37 protein-coding genes are annotated in these 24,791 nt (G+C 54.0%); 5 read left to right on the top strand and 32 right to left on the bottom strand.

Annotated features, from left to right (window positions below; all coding sequences use genetic code 11):
- Window positions 1-30 precede the first annotated feature (30 nt).
- The 10 genes from LEPBO_RS0133695 to LEPBO_RS0133650 form a co-directional block, all read right to left on the bottom strand.
- Window positions 31-387 carry a hypothetical protein gene (locus LEPBO_RS0133695; RefSeq protein ID WP_017292005.1) on the bottom strand — a complete coding sequence of 119 codons (357 nt, stop codon included), beginning with the start codon at window positions 385-387 and terminating at the stop codon, window positions 31-33.
- Between the two features lie 199 nt (window positions 388-586).
- Complete coding sequence (locus LEPBO_RS39310) at window positions 587-1,378, bottom strand: thermonuclease family protein (RefSeq protein ID WP_144056464.1); 792 nt, start codon at window positions 1,376-1,378, stop codon at window positions 587-589.
- A 5-nt stretch (window positions 1,379-1,383) separates the two neighbouring features.
- Window positions 1,384-1,713 carry a hypothetical protein gene (locus tag LEPBO_RS39305; RefSeq protein WP_225903993.1) on the bottom strand — a complete coding sequence of 110 codons (330 nt, stop codon included), beginning with the start codon at window positions 1,711-1,713 and terminating at the stop codon, window positions 1,384-1,386.
- A 115-nt stretch (window positions 1,714-1,828) separates the two neighbouring features.
- The gene (locus LEPBO_RS0133680) at window positions 1,829-3,115 is read right to left on the bottom strand and encodes a TRM11 family methyltransferase (protein WP_017292002.1); all 1,287 of its coding nucleotides are present in this window, start codon (window positions 3,113-3,115) and stop codon (window positions 1,829-1,831) included.
- Between the two features lie 57 nt (window positions 3,116-3,172).
- The gene (locus LEPBO_RS0133675) at window positions 3,173-3,727 is read right to left on the bottom strand and encodes a hypothetical protein (RefSeq protein ID WP_017292001.1); all 555 of its coding nucleotides are present in this window, start codon (window positions 3,725-3,727) and stop codon (window positions 3,173-3,175) included.
- Between the two features lie 49 nt (window positions 3,728-3,776).
- Entirely contained in the window at window positions 3,777-4,181 is a 405-nt protein-coding gene (locus tag LEPBO_RS0133670; protein ID WP_017292000.1) for a hypothetical protein, read from the bottom strand.
- 66 nt (window positions 4,182-4,247) lie between these two features.
- Window positions 4,248-5,258, bottom strand: a complete 1,011-nt coding sequence (locus tag LEPBO_RS0133665) for a DNA sulfur modification protein DndB (RefSeq protein WP_017291999.1) — start codon at window positions 5,256-5,258, stop codon at window positions 4,248-4,250.
- A 16-nt stretch (window positions 5,259-5,274) separates the two neighbouring features.
- Window positions 5,275-6,957, bottom strand: a complete 1,683-nt coding sequence (locus LEPBO_RS0133660) for a hypothetical protein (RefSeq protein WP_017291998.1) — start codon at window positions 6,955-6,957, stop codon at window positions 5,275-5,277.
- 54 nt (window positions 6,958-7,011) lie between these two features.
- A complete protein-coding gene (locus LEPBO_RS0133655) occupies window positions 7,012-7,356 on the bottom strand; it encodes a hypothetical protein (protein WP_017291997.1) in 345 nt (114 codons plus the stop codon).
- A gap of 245 nt (window positions 7,357-7,601) precedes the next feature.
- A complete protein-coding gene (locus LEPBO_RS0133650) occupies window positions 7,602-7,952 on the bottom strand; it encodes a hypothetical protein (protein ID WP_017291996.1) in 351 nt (116 codons plus the stop codon).
- A gap of 156 nt (window positions 7,953-8,108) precedes the next feature.
- Here LEPBO_RS0133650 and LEPBO_RS0133645 point away from each other — a divergent pair, with 156 nt between their 5' ends.
- On the top strand, window positions 8,109-8,378 hold the full coding sequence (locus tag LEPBO_RS0133645; protein ID WP_144056462.1) for a hypothetical protein: 270 nt from the start codon (window positions 8,109-8,111) through the stop codon (window positions 8,376-8,378).
- Between the two features lie 53 nt (window positions 8,379-8,431).
- On the opposite strand, the gene LEPBO_RS44695 is transcribed toward LEPBO_RS0133645, so the two are convergent.
- Window positions 8,432-8,560 (bottom strand): hypothetical protein, encoded by a 129-nt coding sequence (locus tag LEPBO_RS44695; RefSeq protein WP_263970856.1) that lies wholly within the window; start codon window positions 8,558-8,560, stop codon window positions 8,432-8,434.
- Between the two features lie 14 nt (window positions 8,561-8,574).
- Between LEPBO_RS44695 and LEPBO_RS0133635 the strand changes: the two genes are divergently transcribed.
- The gene (locus LEPBO_RS0133635) at window positions 8,575-8,760 is read left to right on the top strand and encodes a hypothetical protein (RefSeq protein WP_017291993.1); all 186 of its coding nucleotides are present in this window, start codon (window positions 8,575-8,577) and stop codon (window positions 8,758-8,760) included.
- 79 nt (window positions 8,761-8,839) lie between these two features.
- Here LEPBO_RS0133635 and LEPBO_RS0133630 read toward each other — a convergent pair whose 3' ends face one another.
- The 3 genes from LEPBO_RS0133630 to LEPBO_RS0133620 all read right to left on the bottom strand — a co-directional run bounded on the left by LEPBO_RS0133630 (window position 8,840) and on the right by LEPBO_RS0133620 (window position 11,472).
- A complete protein-coding gene (locus LEPBO_RS0133630) occupies window positions 8,840-9,940 on the bottom strand; it encodes a hypothetical protein (RefSeq protein WP_017291992.1) in 1,101 nt (366 codons plus the stop codon).
- Window positions 9,941-10,004: 64 nt separating this feature from the next.
- Complete coding sequence (locus LEPBO_RS0133625) at window positions 10,005-10,709, bottom strand: phosphoadenosine phosphosulfate reductase domain-containing protein (RefSeq protein WP_192820023.1); 705 nt, start codon at window positions 10,707-10,709, stop codon at window positions 10,005-10,007.
- A gap of 376 nt (window positions 10,710-11,085) precedes the next feature.
- Window positions 11,086-11,472: a hypothetical protein gene (locus LEPBO_RS0133620; RefSeq protein WP_144056461.1), complete on the bottom strand. Its 387-nt coding sequence runs from the start codon at window positions 11,470-11,472 to the stop codon at window positions 11,086-11,088.
- On the opposite strand from LEPBO_RS0133620, the gene LEPBO_RS43545 reads away from it, so the two are divergent.
- Together LEPBO_RS43545 and LEPBO_RS0133610 are read left to right on the top strand one after the other, a co-directional pair.
- Window positions 11,458-11,955, top strand: coding sequence for a hypothetical protein (locus LEPBO_RS43545; RefSeq protein ID WP_192820022.1), 498 nt, complete (start codon window positions 11,458-11,460; stop codon window positions 11,953-11,955). The genes LEPBO_RS0133620 and LEPBO_RS43545 overlap by 15 nt on opposite strands.
- Window positions 11,956-12,199: 244 nt before the next feature.
- Complete coding sequence (locus tag LEPBO_RS0133610; protein ID WP_190711072.1) at window positions 12,200-12,670, top strand: thermonuclease family protein; 471 nt, start codon at window positions 12,200-12,202, stop codon at window positions 12,668-12,670.
- On the opposite strand, the gene LEPBO_RS0133605 is transcribed toward LEPBO_RS0133610, so the two are convergent.
- The 8 genes from LEPBO_RS0133605 to LEPBO_RS40625 form a co-directional block, all read right to left on the bottom strand.
- Entirely contained in the window at window positions 12,667-13,695 is a 1,029-nt protein-coding gene (locus tag LEPBO_RS0133605) for a hypothetical protein (RefSeq protein ID WP_017291986.1), read from the bottom strand. The two genes, LEPBO_RS0133610 and LEPBO_RS0133605, sit on opposite strands and share 4 nt — an antisense overlap.
- Before the next feature lie 369 nt (window positions 13,696-14,064).
- The gene (locus LEPBO_RS0133600; RefSeq protein ID WP_026149113.1) at window positions 14,065-14,520 is read right to left on the bottom strand and encodes a hypothetical protein; all 456 of its coding nucleotides are present in this window, start codon (window positions 14,518-14,520) and stop codon (window positions 14,065-14,067) included.
- A gap of 48 nt (window positions 14,521-14,568) precedes the next feature.
- Entirely contained in the window at window positions 14,569-14,868 is a 300-nt protein-coding gene (locus LEPBO_RS0133595) for a hypothetical protein (protein ID WP_017291984.1), read from the bottom strand.
- Between the two features lie 47 nt (window positions 14,869-14,915).
- Window positions 14,916-15,254, bottom strand: coding sequence for a hypothetical protein (locus tag LEPBO_RS0133590; protein WP_144056460.1), 339 nt, complete (start codon window positions 15,252-15,254; stop codon window positions 14,916-14,918).
- A gap of 630 nt (window positions 15,255-15,884) precedes the next feature.
- Window positions 15,885-16,559: a hypothetical protein gene (locus tag LEPBO_RS0133575; protein WP_017291980.1), complete on the bottom strand. Its 675-nt coding sequence runs from the start codon at window positions 16,557-16,559 to the stop codon at window positions 15,885-15,887.
- 163 nt (window positions 16,560-16,722) lie between these two features.
- The gene (locus LEPBO_RS0133570) at window positions 16,723-16,911 is read right to left on the bottom strand and encodes a hypothetical protein (protein WP_017291979.1); all 189 of its coding nucleotides are present in this window, start codon (window positions 16,909-16,911) and stop codon (window positions 16,723-16,725) included.
- Between the two features lie 7 nt (window positions 16,912-16,918).
- On the bottom strand, window positions 16,919-17,215 hold the full coding sequence (locus tag LEPBO_RS0133565) for a hypothetical protein (RefSeq protein WP_017291978.1): 297 nt from the start codon (window positions 17,213-17,215) through the stop codon (window positions 16,919-16,921).
- 2 nt (window positions 17,216-17,217) lie between these two features.
- Window positions 17,218-18,591 carry a DUF2927 domain-containing protein gene (locus LEPBO_RS40625; RefSeq protein ID WP_017291977.1) on the bottom strand — a complete coding sequence of 458 codons (1,374 nt, stop codon included), beginning with the start codon at window positions 18,589-18,591 and terminating at the stop codon, window positions 17,218-17,220.
- Between LEPBO_RS40625 and LEPBO_RS43165 the strand changes: the two genes are divergently transcribed.
- Window positions 18,586-18,756 carry a hypothetical protein gene (locus LEPBO_RS43165; RefSeq protein WP_017291976.1) on the top strand — a complete coding sequence of 57 codons (171 nt, stop codon included), beginning with the start codon at window positions 18,586-18,588 and terminating at the stop codon, window positions 18,754-18,756. The two genes, LEPBO_RS40625 and LEPBO_RS43165, sit on opposite strands and share 6 nt — an antisense overlap.
- Before the next feature lie 117 nt (window positions 18,757-18,873).
- On the opposite strand, the gene LEPBO_RS0133550 is transcribed toward LEPBO_RS43165, so the two are convergent.
- The 10 genes from LEPBO_RS0133550 to LEPBO_RS0133500 all read right to left on the bottom strand — a co-directional run bounded on the left by LEPBO_RS0133550 (window position 18,874) and on the right by LEPBO_RS0133500 (window position 24,678).
- A complete protein-coding gene (locus LEPBO_RS0133550; protein ID WP_017291975.1) occupies window positions 18,874-19,431 on the bottom strand; it encodes a hypothetical protein in 558 nt (185 codons plus the stop codon).
- A gap of 93 nt (window positions 19,432-19,524) precedes the next feature.
- Window positions 19,525-20,853 (bottom strand): hypothetical protein, encoded by a 1,329-nt coding sequence (locus tag LEPBO_RS0133545; protein ID WP_144056459.1) that lies wholly within the window; start codon window positions 20,851-20,853, stop codon window positions 19,525-19,527.
- A gap of 29 nt (window positions 20,854-20,882) precedes the next feature.
- Window positions 20,883-21,239 (bottom strand): hypothetical protein, encoded by a 357-nt coding sequence (locus LEPBO_RS0133540; RefSeq protein ID WP_017291973.1) that lies wholly within the window; start codon window positions 21,237-21,239, stop codon window positions 20,883-20,885.
- A 32-nt stretch (window positions 21,240-21,271) separates the two neighbouring features.
- The gene (locus LEPBO_RS0133535; protein WP_144056458.1) at window positions 21,272-21,634 is read right to left on the bottom strand and encodes a hypothetical protein; all 363 of its coding nucleotides are present in this window, start codon (window positions 21,632-21,634) and stop codon (window positions 21,272-21,274) included.
- A 17-nt stretch (window positions 21,635-21,651) separates the two neighbouring features.
- Window positions 21,652-21,993: a hypothetical protein gene (locus tag LEPBO_RS0133530; RefSeq protein ID WP_144056457.1), complete on the bottom strand. Its 342-nt coding sequence runs from the start codon at window positions 21,991-21,993 to the stop codon at window positions 21,652-21,654.
- Window positions 21,950-22,768, bottom strand: a complete 819-nt coding sequence (locus tag LEPBO_RS0133525; protein ID WP_017291970.1) for a hypothetical protein — start codon at window positions 22,766-22,768, stop codon at window positions 21,950-21,952. Before LEPBO_RS0133525 ends, LEPBO_RS0133530 begins: the two co-directional genes overlap by 44 nt.
- Window positions 22,768-23,100: a hypothetical protein gene (locus LEPBO_RS0133520; RefSeq protein ID WP_017291969.1), complete on the bottom strand. Its 333-nt coding sequence runs from the start codon at window positions 23,098-23,100 to the stop codon at window positions 22,768-22,770. The genes LEPBO_RS0133525 and LEPBO_RS0133520 overlap by 1 nt, the downstream gene beginning before the upstream one ends.
- 208 nt (window positions 23,101-23,308) lie before the next feature.
- Complete coding sequence (locus LEPBO_RS0133510; protein ID WP_017291968.1) at window positions 23,309-23,857, bottom strand: hypothetical protein; 549 nt, start codon at window positions 23,855-23,857, stop codon at window positions 23,309-23,311.
- Window positions 23,854-24,108, bottom strand: a complete 255-nt coding sequence (locus LEPBO_RS0133505; protein WP_144056456.1) for a hypothetical protein — start codon at window positions 24,106-24,108, stop codon at window positions 23,854-23,856. Before LEPBO_RS0133505 ends, LEPBO_RS0133510 begins: the two co-directional genes overlap by 4 nt.
- 249 nt (window positions 24,109-24,357) lie before the next feature.
- Window positions 24,358-24,678 carry a hypothetical protein gene (locus LEPBO_RS0133500; protein WP_017291966.1) on the bottom strand — a complete coding sequence of 107 codons (321 nt, stop codon included), beginning with the start codon at window positions 24,676-24,678 and terminating at the stop codon, window positions 24,358-24,360.
- Between the last annotated feature and the right edge of the window lie 113 nt (window positions 24,679-24,791).

Raw genomic sequence — 24,791 nt, 5'->3', positions numbered from 1 at the left:
TTGCAGGAAATGCAAAAACTGTATCCAAAATTAGGTGTCCTGGTCTTCGACATGCAATTCTTCTAGGGTGGCCAGCTCCTGCATTGCCCATTCGATCGCGCTTTTCACATTGCGTCTGGCGATTCTGCCGCGCCAGTCCTGGTATTTTTCGCTGCCCTGTTTGCCCAGGTGCAGATACTTGGTCTTGCCAGCGCGATCACCTTGAAAGATCGGCTTGTCTGCTTCGAGCTTAAAGTAGCGGTGCTGGACTTTCGAGCCGTCTTTGCGGGTCTTGGTTGTGAAGTAAGGCGTGATGCTGGTGCCGGCCGGCGCAGTTGCGCCAGTTTTTTCAAGCAGCGCGATCGCTTGGTAGAGGGCTTCACGAGCGGCATCAATTTCAGAAGGCATAGGCGGTTCGAGGGAGTAGTCCCGCGAACCAAACAAGAAAGCTTGAAAGTCTACGGGGTGGGCGTTTGAACCACATCCAAACGGTTTTCGGTGGTTCCTGCACACATTCTATCCGTGTTACGCGGCAGGAGATCCGTGTTACGCCGTTTCTCAACAAAGCTTTACATTTGGTTCGAGGAAACGTTCCCGCGAACTCTTTTCAATCGGGCAGGCTGCAAGCACTCGCCCGCGCGATCGAAGACATCAGAAAAACACAGCACCTTTGCAGCACATCAGTGACAGATCGCCTCGCAAGGTACCCATCACGGTCGCCATCCAGTCGATGAACGCCGCATTGATTCAGATAAAAGTAAGCTTCTTCACAGGAAGTCATTTGTCCGCAGTACCGCTTGCCTGAACACTGTAAAGCGGTCTCGTTGCGCGCAGGTTTCGGGCTGGTTCGATTTTGGAGCGGTGGATTTCGAGCTTCTTTTCCTGCGCGCCGCCAGTCCCACGGTAGATCGAATTTACCTTGCCAGATTCCTGCTTTCTGACGTTGCGCGTCTGCTTCGGCAGAGAGGTAGTCTGAACTGTATTTTCGGTACGCCACCGCCCAGCCGTTGCGTACCAGCCATTCATTGATATCGATTTGCTCGGTGCGGCTAGACGTTCCTGCGGGTGCAGCTTTGTCCAAGGCGCAAACCGCTACAATCCGCCCGTAGCGATCGTGCGCCTTTCCCTGACAGCGCACGGTCGATCTGTTGATCAAATCTGAGAGTTGCAGCGCCGCATTCTGTCCGCAGCGATACCTGTCGCCGTTCAGTTTGCTGCATAGCTGACTGCTCTCAGGCGCATCAATTCCATGCAGCCGAATTCGTTGACCGTGAATTTCTATTGTGTCACCGTCGATCACGCTTGCTGTCCCGACAATCTCACTTTTTGTCGATTGTTTTGCATCGACGGGCGCGGACAGAGCGATCAAAACCCCTGTGATTGCGACACAAAGTGCCATTCTAATCATTGCGGTAACTTCATTGGGGTCGTGAACGCAAGAATCAGCGCCTCGTGCAGCACGATCGGGGGCATCTCCTCACCTTCATACGCGAAGGACTGATTCGGCTGAAAAATCCCGTGGGGAATGTCACTGCGATCGCCAAGCCAAAGGCGCAGCCGATAATCGATAATCCAGCGATGACCCTCATCGTCGTGCAACTTCACCCAGCAGTGAGGAACCACGACAGCGCCGGTTTCGCGGCAGTGAACCATCCCGCTCATACGATGGTGTGGAACCTGAAGTTCCGAGAGGATGTGACTTACCATCATTGTCGCGCCGTCGCACTCGGTCAAAGAGTGTTCCGCCTGGTACAGGTGAACCCGCAGATCAGAAAGCCCCTGCCCTGCAAACATCGGTTCAATTTTATCCATACTGCTTCAAGGTTCCTCAAACGGGCTGGAGCGGGCTTTACGGAGTCCAGCGCAACAACACAACTTCTTCCCGCATCTGCTTTCCTGTCTTAGTCGCCTGACGGGTGCGAAACAAGTCCACTCCCGCGATCGTATAGCCTTCGCTCTCAGCGATTTCCGCCAGAATTTCTCCAGTGTGAATATGCACTTGCAGAAATGACGCTTGATCACCGACCACATAAGCCAGAGATGCTCCGTCTTTCAGGGCAGGTTTGAGCGATCGCAGATGTCGCCGCATTCCGCCGAAATAGAGTTTGACGGCTCTGGCATAAAGACGGGAGAAGCCATCGGTTTTGCCCAGGTCTTGTCGCTTCTGTTCGATTTCGCTGGCGATGCGCTGAACGCGATCGTTGCCTGCCACCCACGCATCGTCGGTGTCCCCCTGGTACACGTTGCGACTGCTGGAACAGAGCAACGTTTGTTTCAAGGTTTGAGCGTCCAGCCGATTGTTCAAATAGCCCAGCAGCACCGATTCGAGGCGTGTCGCGCGGGAATAGTCCGATTCGTTCGGATATGGGGGGCTGGTGATGACGGCATCAATCGAACCCGGAGTGAGAACATCGCACAAGGTGCGGGCATCGGCATGATGCACGGTCGTGGTGACTGTGTTCGGCTGCATCAATTCCAGGTCAGCCGCGATCGTGTTGACATTGTTCAGCCACGACTCAATCACGGGCGCATCGGCTTTCGCGGGTCCCACCGTCACACCCGGCGCGAACCAGAGATTTGAAATACTGCTGACGAGGGCTTTTGCTAACGCCAGCAGAAGATGTGGCGGGGTGTTTGGCTCTTCGCGGATGGCATCCAGCAGGTTGAGCGTTTTGTGCAGCGGCAAAGGGCTGATCGCGCCCCGGCTGACCAATGCCTCAGCGTCAGGTGTCAGGGTTCTGAGAATCGATTGATCGGTTTCTCCTGCCCGCTCAGCAATTCTCGAAGCCCTCAATCGGAGAGAATCGGGATTCGCTATCCAATCCGACTTGGTACGACTGGCAAGCACAGCGATGGGATTGGCATCGCTGCCAATTCCTGAAATGCTGCGTTTTTTGCATTCCACGATCGTCGTGCCGGTTCCCGAAAAGGGATCGAGAACCGTATGATCCGGCATCACCGCGAAGCGTTCCAGGTAGGTTCTGACCAAGTGTGGCGGATACGCCAGAATGAAGCGATACCAGTCGTGGACGATCGCATCCGCACCTTGAACCCGGTTATGTTCAGGGTTCCCGGCATGACGGGTCGCTAAGCGCGTTCCCTCAAGTTCAGGAAAAAAAGAGAGCTGCACATCCATGATTCACAACGCAATTAACGACGATAAAGCGCATCAGACTACAAACAAAAGTAGCAACTAGGCAAGAATCTCTCGTGCGAAGAAGTTCTCGAAAAGATGACCATAAAGTTCATCATCCAAGTCCGCAGGCGAATAACACTGCTTGGAATGAACCTGAACAAAGGTTTGCAATACCTCGTGGGTCACATCTGCCATGAGTAGGTCACTCGTTTGGAACACTCTGGATTTGATAATGTCCAAGGTCGCTGGCTGAATCGAATTGATGTGAATTTCGCCGTCCTCGTCGTTTTCGTCGTAGGACAGAACCTCGCGCACGATGTCCATCACTAAATTTGTCGAGAAGTCATAGAGTTCACGCGGAAGCCGCGACTCGAAGTGATCCGGCAGGGTGGGATGAATGAGGCGATCGGCAGCGAGGCGATTGGCAATCCAGTAAACGCCGTTGTGGTGAAAGTTGCCTTCGGCATAAAGGCGCTGCACTTCGGCAATGATGCAATCGCAATCTTCATCGGAAAACTGTGCGCCGTTGGCTCCGGCATCGGCACGGACGAACTCGCGGGTTACATAGGCAATGCCAGTTTGTTTGGGGTTCAGGCTTTGGGAATCAGTCATGGTATTCACCTCAATTGCGGGTCATTTGAAGTCAGTTGTGGGCGCAGGGCTAGGGTTTTTCCGTTCTTGGAACACTAAAAAGTGGAGTTTCCAGATGCCAGGTCACACAGGGCTGCAATTCTTGGATGAGATCGAGCGTGAGGTCCTCGATTCCGTGCTGCTCTAGCCAGTGGCGCAAATCTGCATCAGTCTCACCTTCGCCGTCGTCAAGGCTCGGATCGTAATCAAACTGACGAACGTATCCTGAAAGAACGTCCAGTGGTAGGGTCTGCCTGCTCGCGATCGCAGCTTGCCCGATCGAAGTGTGGTGAACCCAATCGCAGACAGCGGCGCTGAGGGCATCAAAAAACATTTTCTCTCGCTGCATGGGATGATCTACCCGTGCAGAGACTTTCGCATACTGAATCGCATCTCGCTTGTACGAAGGAATCACAAACCGTGCATAAACCTGCATATGACAGACTCCAAAAATCAAAACTTTAACGAATACACTGCGTTCGCCCGAATGTAACCCTGAACGTTAGTCCGCGATGCGCTCCAAGATGTAAGTTGCCATTGCCCGCATCGTGTCTCTGTTTTTCACGATGCGGTTGTTCAGCTTGCAGAGATTCCAATCCGGGTTGGATAGTCGCCAGTTGATCCGCTCCAGTTTGGTTATCCGTGTGAGCTGTTGCTGTTGCCGCAATTCCTGTCCGACGATCGCCAGGGCGCAGAGCGTGAGAGCGTTAAATCCAATGCTGTGCTGGCGCAGGGTTGGGTCATTGCTGGTCTGAAGCAGCTTCCAGTGCGGATGGTGTTGCGCCACATGCCGCCAGAACCTGATCGCTTCCTGGTGCAAGTCGCGTTCTGCACCGAGAAGTAACAGCTTGCAGGACTCACGCAGCGAGTTCAGCGTGAAGACATCACCGCTCTTCGGCTGAATGTTGGTTGATTCCAACGCCGTGCGATCGCGGAAGATGTCTACGGATGTGAGAACAGCGCGGGCAATGTCGCTATACGGGTCGCGATGGTCGAACAGAGAGATGATCGACTTGTTCGGTTTGACGCCGTGCTGGTTGGCATCAAGGAAAATTCTCTGCCGCTTCTGTCCTTCGGCATCGGGAATCAGCATCACCCCGATCGTCTCATTTGCGGTGAGTCCAGGGGCTTCGAGGCGTGCCTGAATCGCTCCCCATGAACGATGTTGACCGTCCGGCACCCAGAAGGTCGCGGAACCGGGCAGACCCAGCAATCCCAGCCCCTCCATGCCGGGAATTTCGAGATCCAGCGCTTGAAAGTCGTAGCACTCCCATTCAGGAATATCGACGGTGATCACGATCGGCAACAGGATGTAGAACTCCTCCGGCTGGGACAATCCGGTGATGACGTAGCGGGCGATTTTTTTGGCTCGTCTGGGGTCGAGGGTGCGCTGTGCCAGACTCAGGGGGGCAGATACCTTGGGACGTTCAAAAAAGGGGTGTAGCAGCGTATGGAGCTGGTCAAAGGTAAACTGCACCAGCCAGTAATCATCGCCGCACTGAATGCCGCGCACACAGGGGAACAGGTAGTTAGCGGGTTCGGAGGCTGGCGCGGATGCGGGAGACTCTAAGGCGCGTGTTGGTTGGGGGGACATCATGAGGTAAATCAATTCCAAGAATATGAGGGTGTGATCCAGTGATGCCGAGCCATTTCAGGTCATACTCGCTCGGCTCGATCCGCTGCTTCTGCACCACGGTGGCAGGGCAGACGACCAGCATTTCTTCTACAAACGGTCGCGGCGGGTTCTTCCCGGCGGGTCGCTGTATTGTCCAGAAGCGTCGCGATAGCTTTTCCATCACGGGGGTCGCTGCGTATCGTTGCGCCACTTCCGCTAGAAAGCGATCGCACTCATCCTGCTGCCCCTGAAACAGAATTCGGGTCTGGCGGAATGGCTTTGGATCTTTCTTCGTCGCGTCCGGGCTACGGGTGAACATGCGCCGCACGCAGTAGACAGCCCAGGTCTTGCCCTGGCGGAGATGTTCGACCTGCGCTGCGGTTCGCTCGATAAACGCCTGCAAGCGTGCTGATTCCGGTTTCTTGGTTTGCCTGCGGCTGGTTTGGGCAGCGATCGCACTATCAATCAGACGTTCAAACGAGGGAATCACCGCAGACACCCATGCGCCAGCCAGCAGGAGTTCGTAATGCGCGATCGCGGCGGCGTTCTCGCTCTCCCTGAGAATGTCAATCACCAGTTGAGTCTTATACAGCGGCTGATTGTCGTTGAGAGCCAGTGCCATGTGTTCGATAAAAGCTGCCTCCCCGCCGTACTCCGGCTCATTCAGCCAATCTTGGCGCAGGTCGCCGTGGGTGTTGTTGCCGCGCTCACGCTGCTTACCGTTGCATTCGGAGAACGGGCAGCCATTGACACAGAAGGATTTTTTGCCCTGCGTCATTCGTCCCTGAGTGAATCGCGAAACGAAGTCGTTCACCCGCTGCTCGCACCACTTTCGACCGTGCCCCATTTCAATCAGCGGGAACCGGAATATCTGGCGGCGCTGCTTGCTCTCCTTGATGCGCCCTGCTTCGTCAGCATTGAAGCCGATCGCATAGTCATACGGTTGAGCGTCGCCATAGCTGCGATCTTTCAATCGTCCGGTCTCATCGGCGTTATAGCCAATCAGGTAATATGGGGCACTATGAATACTCTGCTCGGTCTTCACCCGTTTGGCTTCGTCGGCATTGAAGCCGATAAAGCGTTTGCGGGGGGAATCTCCGAACAGCAGTTGCGCGATCGCGTCGATCACCCACCCTTTGAATTTAAGGGTGCAGAGCCGGCTGCTGCCGCCGCGCTGCGGCACGGTGCCGCTCATAATCAGGTGAACAAATAGAGAGTAGTCGCCGCGTAGATAAAATGTTGTCGGCTGGCGCGTTGAGGACAGAATCGTAATCCCGTCCTTTTCGTACTCACCGTTGCGGCAGACCTGAATCATCCAGATATTGTGTTGCCGACAGAGGGGAAAGAACACGTCCTCCATCAATTGTCGGGTTTGGGCGGACTCACCGCCGACAACGGCATGAACCACGATCAAGTTTTCCAGGGGGAAGTCCCGCGAAGCTGGATTTTCGATGTATTCGATCAGCAGTGAAAGCGAGTCAATCCCACACCCTATCGAAAGAATGTGCGGCAAGTAGTTCGGGTTGAGCGTGGTTAGCAGTTCAGTAAACTGGATGGGTTCAAACGGGTTGAACACTGCTGGAGGAAGTGTAGCCATAGTCAGGCGATGAGGTGCGAGAGGACAGGTCGAAAGCGCAGGGAAGGCAAACCTTTAAGCACATGACTCACAACGATGAGAATCTGATTCATCAACCCGAATCGCGATCGACGCGACCAAAGCGTAATCACCCGCTTGAATGTCGCCGATAATGCGATGCAGTTCTTCAGGGCTACACCAATCGACTGTGACGGACTCTACCTGTGTGAATGCCTGATCGACATTCAAGACAATGGCATACTCTTGAATCGCATCTTCACTGGTGGAATCATTCAGAAATAACAAATCGCCAACACGAAAACCCGCACAAAGAACATAGTTCTTTTTCAGTAACGCTTTGACCAGTTCTTCAAGCGTTGGAACCGTCTTAATATGCCAGACGCGATGAGTATGTAGCATAACAAGTGACCAAATGTGTGAATAAGGGACTAAATTGAACCAACTACCAGCAAGACACGCTTTTAATGGTTTGCATGTCGCTGGGATCGAGGGTTTGATCAGCAAGGGTTTCGGTGAGGAGTTCAAACTCTTCTGGTGACACCCCGCGCCGGAACGCGAGGTGAGTGCCCAATCCGCTCTAAACTCTGAGAAACTGCCTGTTCAATGGCTGCGGAAGTTCATCAGACAATCGGAATCGTTTAAACTCAGTCGATGCTGCGACCGTTCACCGTGGTGTAGCGTTGCCCAAAGCTATCAACGCAAACTTTGACCTTGGAATTGGTTCGAGCTTGAAATCTTTCGACAGTCCCAAAATATGCCTGCTCTTTAACAAAAGCCTGACGTGCAGAACTCCAAATTTCATCGGTCACATTCGTGTACAGCATTGCGAAGGAGCGAAGAATGCCCTGCATCGCCTGCATCAATCTTTCTTCAGCATCAAGGTCGCGGTCGGCTTGATCCTGCATCGCTCGCAGGCGGTTCTTCATTTCTACGAGCTTTTCAAAGCGATCGTCGCCCGTGAGAAACTCTAGCGCGTACTCAGTTTGTGAAGTCATAATGAGCTTGTTCCGTTTTTAAGGGGACAAGGGGAGTTGGAGAAGATTGCGAGTCAGAACCGGCTCCCCTTCGATGCACTCATCATACCGCGTAACACGGTAGACAAGCCGCGTAACACGGTAATTGTTACATAACTTCATACAGTTGAGGGTAAGGTGGGATATACTGACGATATGAAGCAACAACCGAGAGCCAAAACCGGAATTTTTGCCAGCCCGTACAATGAACCACGGGGGGAAGCGATCGCGCTGCGTCTGCCGAGGACGCTGGACGAGCAACTGCGCGGCACGGTCGGCTGGCTTGGCACCGAAGATAATCCCAAGCTTCGCGCTTTTATCGAAGAAGCTGTGCGCGAGAAATTGGCAAAGCAATCCGCGAATGATAACCAGCCAGGTCGCCTCGAACCTTCATCGAGTGCTGCCTAAATAGAATTAACGCTCCAGCCGCAGGACAGCGATGGGCTGCTTGCGGTTCTTTTTTAGCCGAGATAGTTCGCGGGAGATTTCCCGCGAACTTCAAATCCTCGTGAGCGATCGCGCCGTCCAGTTTCAGGTTGTGGCGGCAACTGGCATCGAATAAACCGTAGCGTATTGTCTTGAAACGCCACGGGCGTTCTATGTTGTGAGTGCTAAAAACCGTTCCGATGGATTGCCTGCTACGCTTACCTGGCGGGGGCAGGTGTACGATGTTCCGGCATTGTTTCAGTTAAATCGCTGGATGATGGATGGAGAGTGCGAAACGCCAGAGGGTGAAATCGTCGAACCTGATCACGAGGATTCCTGGCTGAGTTTACTGATGTTTATTTAAGCTTGAAAAAGTTCGAGGGAGCTATCCCTCGAACTTCAGTTCAGCGATTGTGTTTCCGGTTCTAAAGCCGTCACGCTCGTTACCGCCAGCAGCCGATTTGACCAAAGGCGTAATACTGCTCTTCTAGCGTCAATTCTGTGAAATCAGCGATTTGATCATGCGACCAAGCGTTGGGTTTTTCTTCAGTCGGAAGGTCGCACGCGAGCGCATATACACCGAATCTGCCTTCAGTCGGCTGGTATTGCTCAATCTGTTCCGCTGTCAGGGCGGTGCAAACGTGTCCCACATGATTTTCGCCGTGTTCTTTTGGCTTCACCCGATTCCGGTACTCGGTGTAGCAAATTGTCGAGTTTGTCATTGAAGTCGGTATCTCCTCAAGTTCGGGCGGTGCCCCGATCGCAACCTTCAGCAAATCGGGTGAGACGGCAATGGAAGGAAGCTCCAGTTGCAGGCTGTGTTCAGGTGTCTCGACGATCGCTTTGAGAACGCGGATATTGTGGCTTACTCGTTCTTCCGGCGTAAACAGAAACCCCCGCTGTTCAGCGTCAAAGGCATCGCCATTTACAGTCAGGAGTTCCTTTGCCGTCAGCCCGTACATCCAGCGGCGCGAATCGACCGATTCAAACCACTCCTGAAAGGCTGCCCATTTCAGAATCTTCGGGTTAGTCATGCCGAACAGGTGTGCGGTGCTGCCAGCAGCGACCAGATAGGACGCGATGCGATCGAGATAGCGCATCAGTTGTTCGGGGTGGCGACGCAGCGGCACCAGTCCGCCAATGCCCACCAGTCGATTTCTACCGTAGTCCGAAATCATCGCCGGGTCGCCATCGGTTTGCAGCACCCAGAGAATCTTATCGGCAACGGCACCGGGTAGACGCTGGTGCAGTTGTTCGTAATGCTGATTGCTCTGGTGCTGGTTGCCAATCACATCCAGATTCGCCGCCCATCGGAAGTGAGAATGAACGCGATCGAGAATGGCAGCATAAGCCGCAACGTCAGAAAAACCGTAATAAGCACCGCTATCGAGAACATTTCGGTTAACCGACTGTGCAACGCAAGCCCACACGCTCGGTTCGTTCAGTTTAGTCGGCGGCGAGAACATAATTGACCCACCGCTGCGGGCAATCAACTTTGCATTTCTAGCACTGTTCACGCCTGAGAAATAAATCGTTTTCTGCATCCAGACTCAGCACCCTAGCCAAGGGAACCAGAGCGGTCAATCCGTTCTCGCATCTGGAATATTGCTACGGAGAGCCGCAGGTCTCTCCATTTGCCCCCGCAGGCAGTCGCCACTTACCTTTGGGCACGATCGCGGGTTCAATAAAGCGATCATCGAGCGCAGCGGCAATGTCCAGCAGGTTCAGGAGTGGATAAGGCGTGCCGCGCTGAATCCGTTCTCGAATGCTCATCGATCGGTGAATGGTCAATCCGAACTGCTCTTCGTAGGCAATCAGTCGCTCGACGCGCTCCGGGTCGATGAGCCAGAGCGTTGCCCACTGGTGATCACTGCCGAAGATGCAGAACTGGCAAGACACGCGCCCAAACCCTAAACGGTAGGCAGGATGCGGACTGACCCGGTAGCGACGAATCAGGTTCCAGACTTGCTCGGTGCGCCAGTGCAACACAGGTCGCCAGCGATCGACGTGGCGGGTGTTCGCGTGGGTGCGGTCTGGTTCAAACTCGGCATAGCTGGCGCGGTTGGCAGATTCTTCTGCCCGTTCTCCACTGATCACCAGGGTACGCCTGCCGCTGAAGCGGGATTGATTGTTAATGGCGATCGCGCACACGTCAATCTTCAGATACGCCGAACACCAGCGCACCGTCAGCGAGGCACCCTGCTGCGGAAACTTCAGGCGCGTCCCCAGTTTCGGCGATGTGCCGCCTGCTCTGCACAATCCGTCTGGTGTCTCAAACCAGGTGGGTGCCTTAGTGGTGTTCTCTCGCAGCATCTCCCGCTCGAAACCGCCCTCCAACCACGAGTAATAAATCGGGACATCAAACGCCTCGGCGATCGCTCTGGTGTACGCTTCGGTGCAGCGCCAGTCCATCAAGCAAGACCCTTCGCGCCCATCGATGAGGTGGTGCCAGATTTCGATTTTCTCTTTCGAGATTCCCAGTTCAAACAGGTAGAGAAGGCACGCCAGCGAGTCTTTTCCGCCTGATCCGGTCACGATGATGGTGTCGTAGAATTGAAAGTCTGGAAGCATGAGAACGTCCCCCAGAGGGCAAAAAAATGTAGACGTGAGACGGATTTAGCTCACAGTTCTAGAGAAATATTGAGACTGTAATCTCTAGAACTATGACTGACGAATGCTTGGTAGAAAATCAGTCAAACAATGAAAGCTGCTCGGCGGCGTGTGCTGCGGGCGGAAGACTTGAAGCGGTCAGTCGCGTCTTGGGCTGTGGCAACTGCTTCACCGCGTCGGCGATCGCGCAGTACACCAGATACTCCGGCTCAACCAGCGCCGCCGCGTTCAGAATGGCTTTAACCTTGCTGTGCGATCGATTCGCGGGAGCATTCCCTAGAACCAAAATTGCCTGTCGCTGCGCGTCGGGCGGCAACGTTGCCAACGCCTGCACGATCGCAGGCTGCACCCGCTTGATCCAGCGATCGAGTTCCAGGCACCGCTCGACTAAGATCTGCTCAACCGCCCAGGCAAGGTATTCCTGGTCAATGCCTGCTAATCCTTGCTCAAGGTGGCTGTCAGGCACCAAATCGACCCGAAACCCGTCTTCGTAAAGCGGCAGACCGTTGAACTCTATTCGGGCATAATGGTCGTCGTACAGCGTCACAGCGATCTGAATCACTATGTCCCCCAGCGCAATCTCGAAATGCTGAGCGTGATCGCGGTGCGGTTCAAGCCTGCTGAACTCGTGAGGTTCGTTCACGGTTCATGCCTCCTGCAAGAATCCGATGGAGTATTTGTACATACCAAGCGCCGCGATCACCTGCTCCAAAGTTTCAACTGTGACAGGAACGCGCGTTTCCACAATTTGAACCTTATCGAACATGAGGTACACCTGAACTGCTACTCAATTCTACCGCGCAAAATGACTGAAAAGCCGTGTTACACGGTTTTTGTCACAACTCTTAACCGTCAAAAAACCGTGTGGGTGATGGTGAATTGGCAAAGAAGATACATCGTCACGATCGCGGCTTTGTCTTCAGCCCTACCATTGACACCTTTGCCATGAGTGACAATTTCTTGCGACGTTTACCCCTGTCAATCCGCCAGCGCGGGAGGCTTCAATGGGTCAATAGCGCGACGCTAGGAGCGGCGCAGCGCACTATTGACGCATTGGAGTCCGCGTTATCTTGTCAAACAGGGGAAACGTCTGCTTAAGCTTCAGTCCTTCCAAGCCATCGCCACAGCCTGATCCAACCTTTTTCCAAAACATGGATGGATAGTCATGGATCAAGAGAGGGAATGTTAGCACTATGAAACACCCGATCATTGCCGCCGCATTTTTCATGCTGCTATGTCCGATCGCCCAGGCAGCCGACCTCAAAGGCACTGCCTCGGTGATTGATGGCGATACCCTGGAAATTCACGATCAAAGGATACGCCTGCACGGCATTGACGCGCCGGAAGGTCGCCAGACCTGCACGCTTAAAGGCAAGGCATGGCGCTGTGGACAGGCGGCCACGCTCGCCCTGCAAGAAAAGATTGGCAATCAAACTGTCACCTGCTCCGGCAAAAAGCGCGATCGCCATCAGCGTCTGGTGGCCATCTGCACGATCGGGCGCGAAGACCTGAACGGCTGGCTGGTAGCCAACGGATGGGCACTGGCCTACCGCCACTACTCCAAGCAGTACGTTCCGCAGGAAAATCAAGCGAGACAAGCCCGACTTGGTATCTGGTCGAGCACGTTCACACCGCCGTGGGAGTGGCGGCAGGCAAATCGCTAGGAGGCAGGCTTTGGCAGAAACGTTTGCAGGTAAACGTGCCAATCCATGAGCTGGTCTGTGTCTAGCCGGGATTGATCGGGAACACCATACCGACTTCGTAGCGTTTCAGCGACAAGCCTGGACTCGAACCTCAAATGCTCAAGCGCCAGATCAATTCCAACCAGAATGTCTGACAGGTCAATCGGTCCATCCGGTTGCGGCCGAGCGGGTAGATGATTGTCGATCGCACCTCTCGTCGGTCTTGAATCTTGTTTCACCGATGCTGGTTCTCCCGACGCTTGCTCTAAATTCGGCCGCCAGCCGCCGCGAATCGCTTTTCGCAGGAATCCTTCCTTGTTCTTGATTTTGGTCTTCCCGGCGCGGAGCCGCTGTTTGAGGGCTTCGATCGCGTTTTCCAGCACGATCGCTGGCGCAGCCAGCATCTCTTGTTCTAGCTGCGAATTCAGCCGAACCCCAATCCGCTCGGCTTCGTTCAGCAGTCTGGAATACGTTGGATTCTGCCGATTTCGATCCGCCTCAAAAACATTTTCCTGTCCATTCAGAACAGGGTGGGACGGTGGGACCGCTGTGTTCTGTTGTTCTTTTTTAAATGATTCTCTGTTTTCTTCTCTGTTAAGGTCTGACGGATTCTCGCCGTTTGCGGTCGGTTTTTGGGAAGTTGAGTGGTCATTATCGGAACACTCCTCGCCGCGATCAGAAGCCGTATTCCGGGAAATGGAACTTTTGTTCCCGATCGCATCAGGCTGGTTCACCTTAACCTTGAATCCGTATCCCCGGTACTGGCGCAAAATCTCCACCAGTCCATTCTTTACTAGAAGATTCAGCGAATGCCGCGCCCATTTGGACGAGTACTTGTGTTCCTCGGTAAAATCCTCCAGCTCGAACTCAATCTCAGTACCGGGCTTGGCCATGCGCCGCAGCCATTTCCACAGAATCTGTGCTCCGTCGGGCAGCAGGCGGGCAAACTGCCGATCCCACGCCGCCGTGATCGGGGCGAACGTGGTGGTTGGAATATTCGTAGTCATTTTTAGAAATTTGCAGGTCAAATTTCCCGCGATGTCTGCTACGATAATGAAAGCATTACGTTACGTAGCAGCCCATCCGGGCTTGTCACTTCCCTCTCCGGTGCTCCAACACTTGAGAGGATTTGCATTTATGGGGTTTTTTCAGAGAAGTCGCCTTGCTCTACCGAGCATGATGTTGAGAGCAATCATGCTTGTGTACCAGTGAAAGCGCGTCTCTGCCGTTTAATTTCAGTTACCTGCACCTCCTTACGATTGTTCAGTGCTTTGCAGTTCCTGTTCTGTGTGGTGATTTGTACTATTCTCCACGAGAACAGGATCAGTGTAACACGGTAATAGTCCCGCGTTACGCGGCCTTTTGGGGAACCAGTTTCAGAGCTGGGCTTCCTCTCCCGTCAAAAGCCGCAAAACGTCCGTGTAGGCTTCGAGTGAAGCATCCTTGCAGTTGTCGTAATTGACTTGCAGGGCTTCAAACTCGCCCTCGAATTCTCGATGCCGCACCTCTTCCTGAGCTTGGCTCAGCGTCGCGATCGTTGCGGTAAAACCATCATCATCAAGCACATAGCGCCGCACACGATTTTGATGACGTTCAATAAAATCAAGCTTTTCATCAAATGTCAGTCCCTCCGGCATCACGGGCTTGGTAATCTCGATCGCGTGCTGCGTCACTTGACGAATTGCCTCATTAATCACATCCTGCCGCCAAAGCGCAGGCGGCTCGCCGCTACCGACCGACTGTTCAATCTCTTGCTCGCACTCCTCGCGCCAAGTCTTAAAAACATCCAAGGTGATTTGAAACTGTTCGACGGTCAAAGCGTTGCGTGTCATCGCGATCCTCATCAGCGCGTCCTCCGTATCAGACAATCAGCAATTCAATCAAACAATTCCGAACTGATGCGCGATCGCTTCAAGCTTTTGCTTGAACGCCGCAGAATCGCCCTCCTGGGTATAGCATTCGATAGCATCCACAACGCTTTCCTGCTGTAGGACTAATCCATGAATCAGCAATTCGAGGAAGCGGCAGCGATCGTTAAATACCTCCCCCATCAGATGAGAAGTGGTGAGCTGATTCAGAAACTGAAGCTTTTCGCGGGTGTGATGCTGTCGCGTTTCATCCGTACAGCCCTCAATGACGGTCGCCAACAGTTCGATTTGTCGTTCGGTAAATTCATTCATGGCGTCGTTTCCTGCTAATCAAGCATCAGACTTGCTTGGATGCGCTTTCAGGTTGCAAAATCTGGTCGCACGATCGTAATCTGAGCAGTTTCTCCAAGATCGTTGTGCGCCGTGAAATCCCAGCCTCCCCAACTGTTTTCCTGCCATTGCGATTGCAGTCCCAGACCCTGAGCAATGCGGGCAAATTCTTCTGGCTCTCCTTCCCAGATGGCAATCTGCCCATTGCCCAACACGGTCTTCAGCGTGGCGGTTATCTGTTCCTCACGAGCTAGCAAGCAAGGTGGCTCGACGAACCTTAAAGAAACGGGAAGTGATGCCACTGGGCGTACTGTCGAATCAAACCCAATGATCATACGGCGGAGTATTTTAAGAAGTTGTTTGCACATGATTGAAGAAATTGATGAGTGAATCTTGGTCGCAAGCGTCATGGAGCGCTTTAAAATGCGAGAAGTTACATTGCGATCAAATCTTAGAAAGATAAGCGCGATATCTAAAATGGCATTGTTGATGATGAAGATTCATCCGATGCCCTGGATTAATTTCAGAGATTATGGTATGCCCTAAAAGTCGTCGTAATCATCGTCATCGTTCTCGACTAGCGAGGAAGACGTGGACTCAAGACGTTGCAGTAGTTCTTTGTATTGTCTTGATTCGATCTGTTTAAATTCGATCAGATTTAGCTCAATCAAATTCAATTCGATTTGATTCAATACCCTCTCAATAGAGCACTGACAAACAGGACAATAAAAAGCGTCCAATCCGACTATCGCCTGCTCATGTGTGCATTCAGTTAGCTTCAGAGTTTCTGCTGCGACTGACAAGACTGCCTGTGATCTGTTCAATTTTTCTACCTGTTGCTTACAATTCGCTCATTTTCAAAAAATGGTCATGAGGCGCGCTAGGGCAGAAACAGGTTTGCAGACTTTGATGAAACCCTTGACGCAACGCAAGCTTTGTGTAGCCAGTCAAGAATTCTGAGTATTGTGGGGTATGGGGTAGGCTTGTAGAGCTGAATCTTACGGCGCACTAGCCAACGCATCGCGAATGGCATCCATGCGCCGCTGCTGGTCACGCTCCACGCGGGAAAGCGAATTGCCCAACCCCGGCGCTTCGAGTTCACCTGTAATGGGATTTCTAAAGCTCTGCGATCGCGCGCAGAGTACAGCGTCTGATCCCGTCTTCCCCTGTCCCCGACACTGCTTCAATCGATCGATGAACCCTCCGTTTGGCTCCAGGGCGGCGAGCGGTGCCTGGTTTGCCAAGTCAATCGCATTCACGATCTCCTTCTCATTCAAGGGCACCTTTTCCTTCTTTGCTTCATTCAAAATGACTTTGCCTTGCGATCGCAGTCGCGCCAACTGTTTGCGATCGGCTTCCGCAGGCGTTGCCGCCCCATGCTGGTACGAGAATCGACCCATGTTCCATCTGCCATTACCGGGGTCAGCGTGACCGTCAGCATACGCGGTCAGCTCGCCTTGGGGCGTACAGTTGCCCTCGGCAGCACAAACCGCGATCGCGCCTTTTGCGGTGGGAGACGCGAGTAAACTGGTCAAGGTCGCCGGGACGCGCTGAACGGTTTTTAGGACCGCAACGCCCGTGCCGGTATTGGCCAGCCCCACAAGCGACAATCCACAAACCGCTGCAAAGCCAATCAATTTAACGTTGTTAAAGTTATAGGGGTTGTAGCGCATAAGCTGTTACCAAACCGATTCTTTGAAGTCATAGAACCCGCCTGAGTTCGGGTATCGCTGCATCATGGCAGCGCGCATTTGCTTTTCGCCCTCCTCATCAAGCTGTCAAACCCTCACAAACTCATCAGGATGAAGCTTGACGCGATCGCTGTACAATACGCCTTTAAACAACTCCGTGCGTCGCTCCTGCAATCGAAACAACATAGCTTTCTTCTTTCAGGCAATATCCATCAAGAAAACTGTCGGCATTCAGCAAAATTGCCAAATCGAGAGCATCCTGAAACTTCAGAGGAAGGGAAACGGGACGATCGGGAACAACACCCGAATGATCGATCACAACAACCTGATACATTGCTGAATTATTGTGCGGTTAATAGAACAGTGTGCTGAAAGGTCTCTGCGTCAGCATCGCTCAGCCATCCTGCATTGATCCACTCAGCAACATCTCCCAACTCCAGCACAAAGTAATCGGAGGATGTGGTCGAGAGGAATCGGCAAAGTGTCCGGGTCATGTTGTCGCGCACTTCGACCACTGCGCCAACAAACTGATAAATCTGTCCGAACTGAAGCTGTTTCTGCATCGGGTGAACCCGGACCAGTGATCCGAAATCAATGCAGTCAAGGTCAAGCGGCGTTTTGGTTACTGGCTTTGGCATCGTTATACTCTGGTGGACTTGAGGGCTTGCGTTACTTGCTCGATCGTCATTCCCGGCTTGATCCGCTCGTCGTAAAGCAGCCGAATGACCGCTTTATCGATCGGGCTGTACTGCTGGGTCTTGGTCCATTGCTGTGTGAAAATGCTGTCTTTATAGCGATCCGAATCGCGCGCCAGCCCAAGCGCCTGCGTCACTTCTTCGCGAATCAGGTGCGATCGCTCCTGCTGATTCACCCCAGTGGTTGAAATGAGAATACGGGCACGGGTGATTACATTGTTCTGGTCGTTGAACTCAAAGTAACCAAGATTGCCGGCCGGCGTCGCCGGTAGAACGGACTTAAACTGATCGACAGGAACAAAGTGAATGGTGATCACATGCTTGCCAATAGAACCGTATAAAAACTCCAGCCCGGTCAGCTCGTGCAGTTCCGAGAGTACCTTTTGCAGCGTTTCCCGGTCGGTTTGCGTCGGTCTTCCCGTCACCGCGTAGCGAATCGACGATCGCCATTTTTTGACCACTTTTGCTGAGGTGTTGAACTCATCGCCAAGTGCAATTTCCTCAAAGTACTTCAAGGTCTCTGTGGCTGAAGCTTCGGATGTGTTTTCAGCGTTAGAAGTCGCGTCGCTTGGCGATTGGGTAGATGCAGTCTTGGCTGGTGTGAGAAACTTCGATAATGCCTCCTGTGTCGGCGGAACCGGGGTTCCATCGCGATTGGACACCACGAAATGCAAATGTGGGCCGGTTGAGCTGCCAGCTCCCTTACTGCCAGGACTGCCGCCGCTACGGGCGATTGTCGCTCCTGCCTTGACCGAACCCCCCTTGACCTGTTCGGAGAAATGACACATGCCGAAGCGATGGTTTGGCATCGTCGGGCTGAAGTAGCGCAAACCCCAGCCGCAAGAATCATTCGCGATCGGTTGAACCTCACCGTCAAACGGAGCCACGATCGCGGTTCCCACCGGCATGGCCGCATCGACCCCGTTGTGAAAAGCCACCTCCCCGCTGACCGGGTGCGTGCGCTTGCCAAACCCGCTGGTAATTTCAAAGCCAGCGACCGTATCGCCCACTTTCAGCGGCTTTCCCGCCTCTGGATTGAAGGTGGTGAGACGTGCCGCAGACTGAATGCCTGACAATGCAACACCAAACAGCTTGAATCCCTGAAACCAGGCAGTCGTGCGCTGATTGATTGAACTGATTGTCAGTACTGACAGAGTGAACAGCACTAGCAGCAAAGTCAGACCAGACTCTGTGTGGAGCCAGACTTTTAGCCAAAACACGCGGCGATCCTGCGATCGGGCAATCTGCATCGCCAGTTGTGCCCGAACTTCAGGGTTTGCTTCGTCGAGTGCCTTTTTGAGATAACCGGGGATGTGCATGAGTTCCTCGCAACTCCACGAGCGTGGCTTGATCGAGCGCAGGCTTGGGCGGGGCAGTGGTCAGCATCGGGTCGGCGGGCAGTGCTGGCCGGAATTTATCCAGCTCGGCAAACGTTCGATCGCGCACCCTGGATGCTGACCCCGGTACTTTGGCCAACTGGCTGAGGGGTTCTGTAATAAAAGGGAATCCAAACATGAGTTGCCCTGATACAGACCACTCTGAAAGCAGCGTCAGCAGGCAGGTGATGCAAATCAGCAGATTCCCTGTTCTCACGGTGCCTCCTAGCGCGCTGGCTGGCGGGTGTAGCGCACTTCGGTCAGTGCCCGATCCAGGTCGTCCTGCTGGGGAGTCGCTTTGCGATCGTCCACCAGAACGGCTTCAGGCGCGGTTTCACTTGCCACGCGGACAAAGGTAGCGGTTGTTCCACGCGCCACCGGCGCAACAAACGATGATCCGATCGCGTATGACACTTGCGAAACAGAAGTCTTGTCGCGGATTTGCCCTAGTGACACGGGTTTAGCCGCGCCGATCGCAACTAGCAGCGTGCCGGTGAAAATATTCCACCCCGCCACCAGCACCAGCAGAATCAGTGCGCCGCCGAACAGGGTTCGCACCGGGCGGCGGAACAGAATCGATGACCCCTGCCATGCCCAGTCGATCACGGCGTTCGGGTTGGTATGCGGATTCACGTCGCGATAGCTGCGGTAAACGATCGCTTCTTGCCCAACGGGTACAGCGTGCCCGTGCGCGTCATACATCAAAATATCGTCACTGTAGGTTGTCTGCTGCGGCAGAGTGACGGGCTGCGGCATCGTGGTCGTAGTTCGTCTTGTCGGCATGAGTTCAGTCCTCAAAAAAGTTGGTTTCATTCGAGCGGTCAGCGGTCTTTGACGGCAAAAGCCGCAGGTGGGGCGCGTTCCCCGTAGCGATGGTCAGGTTGCATGTTCCTCCGGTAACGACGTTCCCAGCTTCGCGGCCAAACGTTGAAGGGTTGCACGCGGCAACTGATAGGTTTCTGCCCAGCGCAAATCCGGCAGCAGCATCAGGCGCGGGGTGCCCATCGTTGTGAACAGAACGGGCTGACCTGTTTGCTGGCTCTGCTCTTGCAGCGGTGGTAAATCCCGCTTTAAGAGCTGCTGACGCAGCGTGTCATCATCGACGACCAGCTTGTTGTTGATCGCCTTGAAGATCGATCCGTAACCGCCATCCTCGCGACCATTGTCATCGCGGGTAATCTTGCCGAGCGCTGCGATATTGAGGCAGTCCCGGATATTGCCATCGGAGACGCCCAGTGCCGCCGTGTTGAAGCTATGCGTATCGATTACCGCTCCTACGTTGACCTCGCGACCGAGCGTATTGATGTCGCCCAGCTTTGCTTTGGTTTCTTCCCAGCGATCGCGGTATTTTTTCTGCTGGCTTAAACTGTTTGCTGTGCTGTAGTAGTCACCGATTACCTGACGCACTGGCTCAAGCGACCCGCGCTGCTGCACGGGCATTCCCAGGCGTTGATGCAGGATGCCGTGAATCCAGTTAATCGCCTCGAAAAACACCTCGAACTGCGGGTCAATCAGTTCAACACAGCGGGGAATAGCTGCGAGTCCCAAAAAAGCATCCTTTTTGCGGCACACCACCCGCACGATCGCGTCTGGCGACTGCTCGAACAGCTTGGCGAGATAGGCAAGCTCGGTGCAGGTCTTTCCTGTGCCTGGGGGCGCTGTAAACACCAGTCCCAACGGTGATGCCGCGAATTTGGTCAAGATGTCTTCGCGGGTTGCTGCACCCCCGTTCGTTGCAGTTGCGGGAACTGTATAGACAGGGGAATCCTGAATAATCGGGGCAACCGCAACGAGTGTTTGAACAGCAGGCGCTACCGAGCTTGGCACCTCACCATTCTGCTGAGAATTTGGGTCAGGTGCAGACTGTGGTGAGGACGGCGGAGGTGGGGTCTGGGCAAGGTTCGATGAAGCCACAGGCGCGTCTGTCAACGGTGCGGCTGGCACTGATGTGGGTGGCAAACTGCCCTGCTCCTCACGGCGAAAAACAGTGTCGAGCTGCATGGCGATCGCCAGCACGAACAGCAGCCCCGACAAGCCGAACCCCAGCGTGTTTGAGCGCTGCTCGACCGGAATGGTGCCTTCCTGCATGATCTCGGTCGGTGCGTCCGCTGGCAGAACAGACTGAATCTGCGCCGCATTCAGTCCTGACCAGCACGCGCCCAGCAGACACAGCATTGACAATAGGTTTTTAAGCACAGGAGGCATGATGCTGTACCGGATCACGAAAAGGACAATCAAACCGCGAAAATGTTTTGCTGAATCTGGTTGGTTAGCGCGTTGATCAAGATGTGGGCATCAACCTCGTTGGCGTGATGATCATTCAGGATTTGTATCAATGCTGCGATCGTGGGGGATAGCTCATAGCCAAATTCTTCAAACGAACCGCTGATGGCGGTGTTGGTGCGGGCCGCACCCGCATCGACACAGTTCCACTGCCAGTAAGTCAAAAAGGTCAAGAACCCCCATTTCTCCGATGCAGACAGCGTTTTGAACAAATCATCGTCGTGGCAATAAGCGATGATTGCAGCAACGGCGGGTGTGTCGCCGTAGTAGCCGGGTAAAGCATCTTTCGTAAAAGAAATCGCGTTCACAAGTGAGTCCTCAAATCAATTGCGTGGATTATTCAGAATCGGGACAGCAAAACTTGAGATGATCGACCAATCAGGAATTCGCAAACTGCGGGATGAGGCTGGGCATCATCCAGAAATTCCACTGCACTGCGAATCGTCTCTGAGGCGATCACCATGCCCGCAGGCGGCGTGTCTTCCAGCGCACGGGAAAAACAATAGTCGCTCTGGCCAGCCCCGATCACGAGACTGCTATAGTTTGCGAGAACGGCGCGAAAATCGAACAGGTGAGCTGTTTCAAACGATTCGAGCCATTCCCCGTAGGTCTCAAGAAACTGCTCGACGATCGCCTGCGTCTGGCTCCAGACGACCGGATCAATTTGCCCTTCCAGTTCACACATTGGAATGATTGTTTGCATGGCAGTCGTAGTGCGCCCTAATGACGCAGGATAATGAGCTGCGTGATCCGACCAATCAGATACTCCGCGATCGCAGGTGGTGCGTGGTGGTCAAACAGAAACTTCACGGCGGCATCGATAACTGGCACGCTGATGTCCATATCGGGAGGCGGCGCGTCACGTAGGGCATCGACATAGGTATAGTCTGGTTCGCCCCCCAGGTGCATCGCCGAATAACACGCCAGCACGCAGCGAAAATCCAGCAGAGCCGTTAAATTTACGAACGATTCAAATTCTGCGCCAAACTCACTGAAAAAAGCCTCGATCAGATTATTGCTAACGCTGACGGCGGGGTGCGTTAGTGGCATTTCGAGGGTCATTGTCATCTCCTCCATTTACAACAGAATCAATCAGAGCTTTTGCCTGTCCCCCAGACGATCGCTGCTGTAGCTCGTTGCGGGCTGTGCGAACGGTGGCGACAGCGAGGGTATAGAGATCATCGTCAAACTTGGTCGGCGGCGGGTCGCCTTGAGCAATCAAATCGAGGCTCTCCTCGACCTGGCTTGCTTTCATCAACCCTTTTAGGTCTTCGGCAGCCGCCGCTTTCACGCGGTCTTGATCGTTAAACCGGCGCACGATCTGCAAACAGTCCGGGCGGGATTTTTGATAGCACGGATGCTTTGGGCTGGTCATGCCCTTCAGCATGGCCAGAATCGTGATATTTGACTGCTTGGCGATCAGTTCCTCGTCCTGCCATCGCTTGACGCGCACGCCAGCTTGGAGCCGAACTTGCGGGTCGGATACCGTGACCAGCTCACCAGCCGCATTCTTGAGAGGCTTGCCGAGCACAATCTGAATCGACTGCGCCATTTGCAGGTCTTTAAAGTCCTGTGCAGCGGGCGTGGTAATGCGGGTATTGCTGGCACTGCCGCGACTGTTGGCAAGCTGGATCAACAGAAAGACCAACGTTGCCGCCGCGAGTATCCAGAACACCTGATGAAACTTCAGCGATCCGAGACGCATCAGATTGCCCAGCACCCAGCGAAACCAGGAGGGTGGTGCTGCGCCGCGCGGCGACGCTGATGTAGACGCGGCGGTGGGCGCGGGTGCGGACTGAGGGGAGCGGGGTTCATCTTGAATAATCGGGGGGTGCATCAGGTCGTCCTCCACGCATACGGCTTTGGCTGCACCGCGTGCAGGGTGGATGCCACGATCGCTGCCATTGTTCGTCCGTCGTGCGGTGTTAGAGCGTAGGCGCTCAGCCCATTCAGAATGGCGACCGCCTGCTGGTCCAGACAGTCAATATCGCTCAACAGATCGGTGGCATTCGAGAGCGGGTTCAGTCCTGAAACATCGTCCTCAAGCCCGCCGAACAGGCTGAGGGCACTCATCAAGTCACACTTCGCGGTGTCACTGAGTTCGTGCAACCCCAGCCCGTCGAGAATCTCGTGATGTCGGAGCGGAACGTCGATTGTGTACTGAGCCATTATTTTGCTCCCTGAGATGAGTTGAACAGGAATCGAGTCATCAGTCCGATCGCGGCTCCCGTCAGGTAGACCGGAACGGAAAATGCCAACTGTGGAATAAAGATCACTGCCACGAGCGTGGTCAGGACAACGCCGTAGAAGAGATGCTGACCTGTTCTGAGATAGGCAGTTCGCGCTTCAACTTGACCGGAAACGTGAATGGCGATCGCTAGCTGCCCGAATCGGATGCCTGCGAGATAACCCTCGCGGAGGTCGGCACCACGGGCATCTCCAATTGCCGCGTTCCCTTCGCCACCTGCCCCAAAAAAGTGGTGACACCCTTGAAGCGCTGGTTGACCATGCTGCGGGTGAAGTTCTGCGAATCTTCCAGAGCTTGCCGATGCTCCGGGGTCAGATACTTGGGGTCCACACCGCCGTTCTGAATCGCCATGCCTAATCCGATATTGGTCGCGACTTGAATCATCACGAAGCGGTTCGCCACATCCTGATGCACGGTCTCCATGTCGGCTTCATGGTTCGTCTGCGCGCCGAATGTCTCTGGCATACTCGCTGCGTTGCGGTTCAGATGCACCGCCTGCACCGCTGTCGCCGGGTTGCTCACGCCATGCTCGTTCATGTAGATTGCGATCGCGCCAATCTCTTCGATCAGCGTCTCGTCCAGCTCCATTGCGTCATAGGGAACGCCGAGGGCTTCAGCAATAGCATTCAACCGCAATAGAGGAATACCGAGATAGTCACTGCCGTCTTGTCGTGTCATGCGAGGGGGACTCCATTTCTAACGATGTAATCTTCAACCTGGGCTGCATTGTTGTACTTCTTGAACAGTCGCCTCACACCGAGAACCGCGCGTTTTTGTTCGTGGGTGAAAATTTCCTGTCCGTCGATATAGCGAAACTCTTTCGGAACCAGGCGCTTCAACAACGCCACGTCATAGTCGATCGTCCGAACCGAGCATTCCGCCAGCGTGGCAAGCTGCCTGCGCGTCGGCTCGAATTCGGTCGAATGCATGAAATCATGCAGGGATGTTTGTATGATCTGGGCTTCCATTTCATAGTGAGTTCTGAATGGGTTCAGTCCGGTTTCAGGGGCAGTGCAGAGAGCGTTCAGATTCAGTTGATCTCGAATGCAGAGACATCGCATCTGGGATTCAGTAGTCTTGCGTTACCCGGTCTGCAATATTGCAGCCTGCAATCCCCATGCATCTATTAAAAATGCCGCATTTTATTACGGCAAGCGTTTTGCTATGAAATCATGCAGTTAATTTGGAAAGTTAGGGGGGAGTCGGATGCCGACGATCACCTGGTTCAACAGATCCGTCGTGCGAAGCAGCAGAGCGGCATAGCTTGGTGTTTTCTCAAAGTTTGTTCCCCACGTCGCCCGGATTGTGTCCGGCTGGGTGCCTGTAACCCTCGATAGCTCGGCCAGACACTTCGACTTGAAACCCGATTCTCCCGGATAAACTCCGTAAAATGTCGGCACCCATTTCTGGCAATAGTCCATGCCCCCCATCGGCTGCGTCCGCAGGGCTTCGATCGTCTGGTATTGCTGTGAGATCAGGGCGTGGGTGTCTGCATTCATGGTCAAGCGACGAGACGAAGCCGATAACGCAATATTGCTTTACTTATAACGCAAATAAGACAAGGCGTAATCTTCGCCTGTTTAGCGAGCGTTGCGAGTCAAGTAATATAAGG

The sequence above is a fragment of the Leptolyngbya boryana PCC 6306 genome (genome assembly GCF_000353285.1).
GTDB classification, from domain to species: domain Bacteria; phylum Cyanobacteriota; class Cyanobacteriia; order Leptolyngbyales; family Leptolyngbyaceae; genus Leptolyngbya; species Leptolyngbya boryana.
This window is presented reverse-complemented; position numbering and strand designations above follow the sequence as displayed.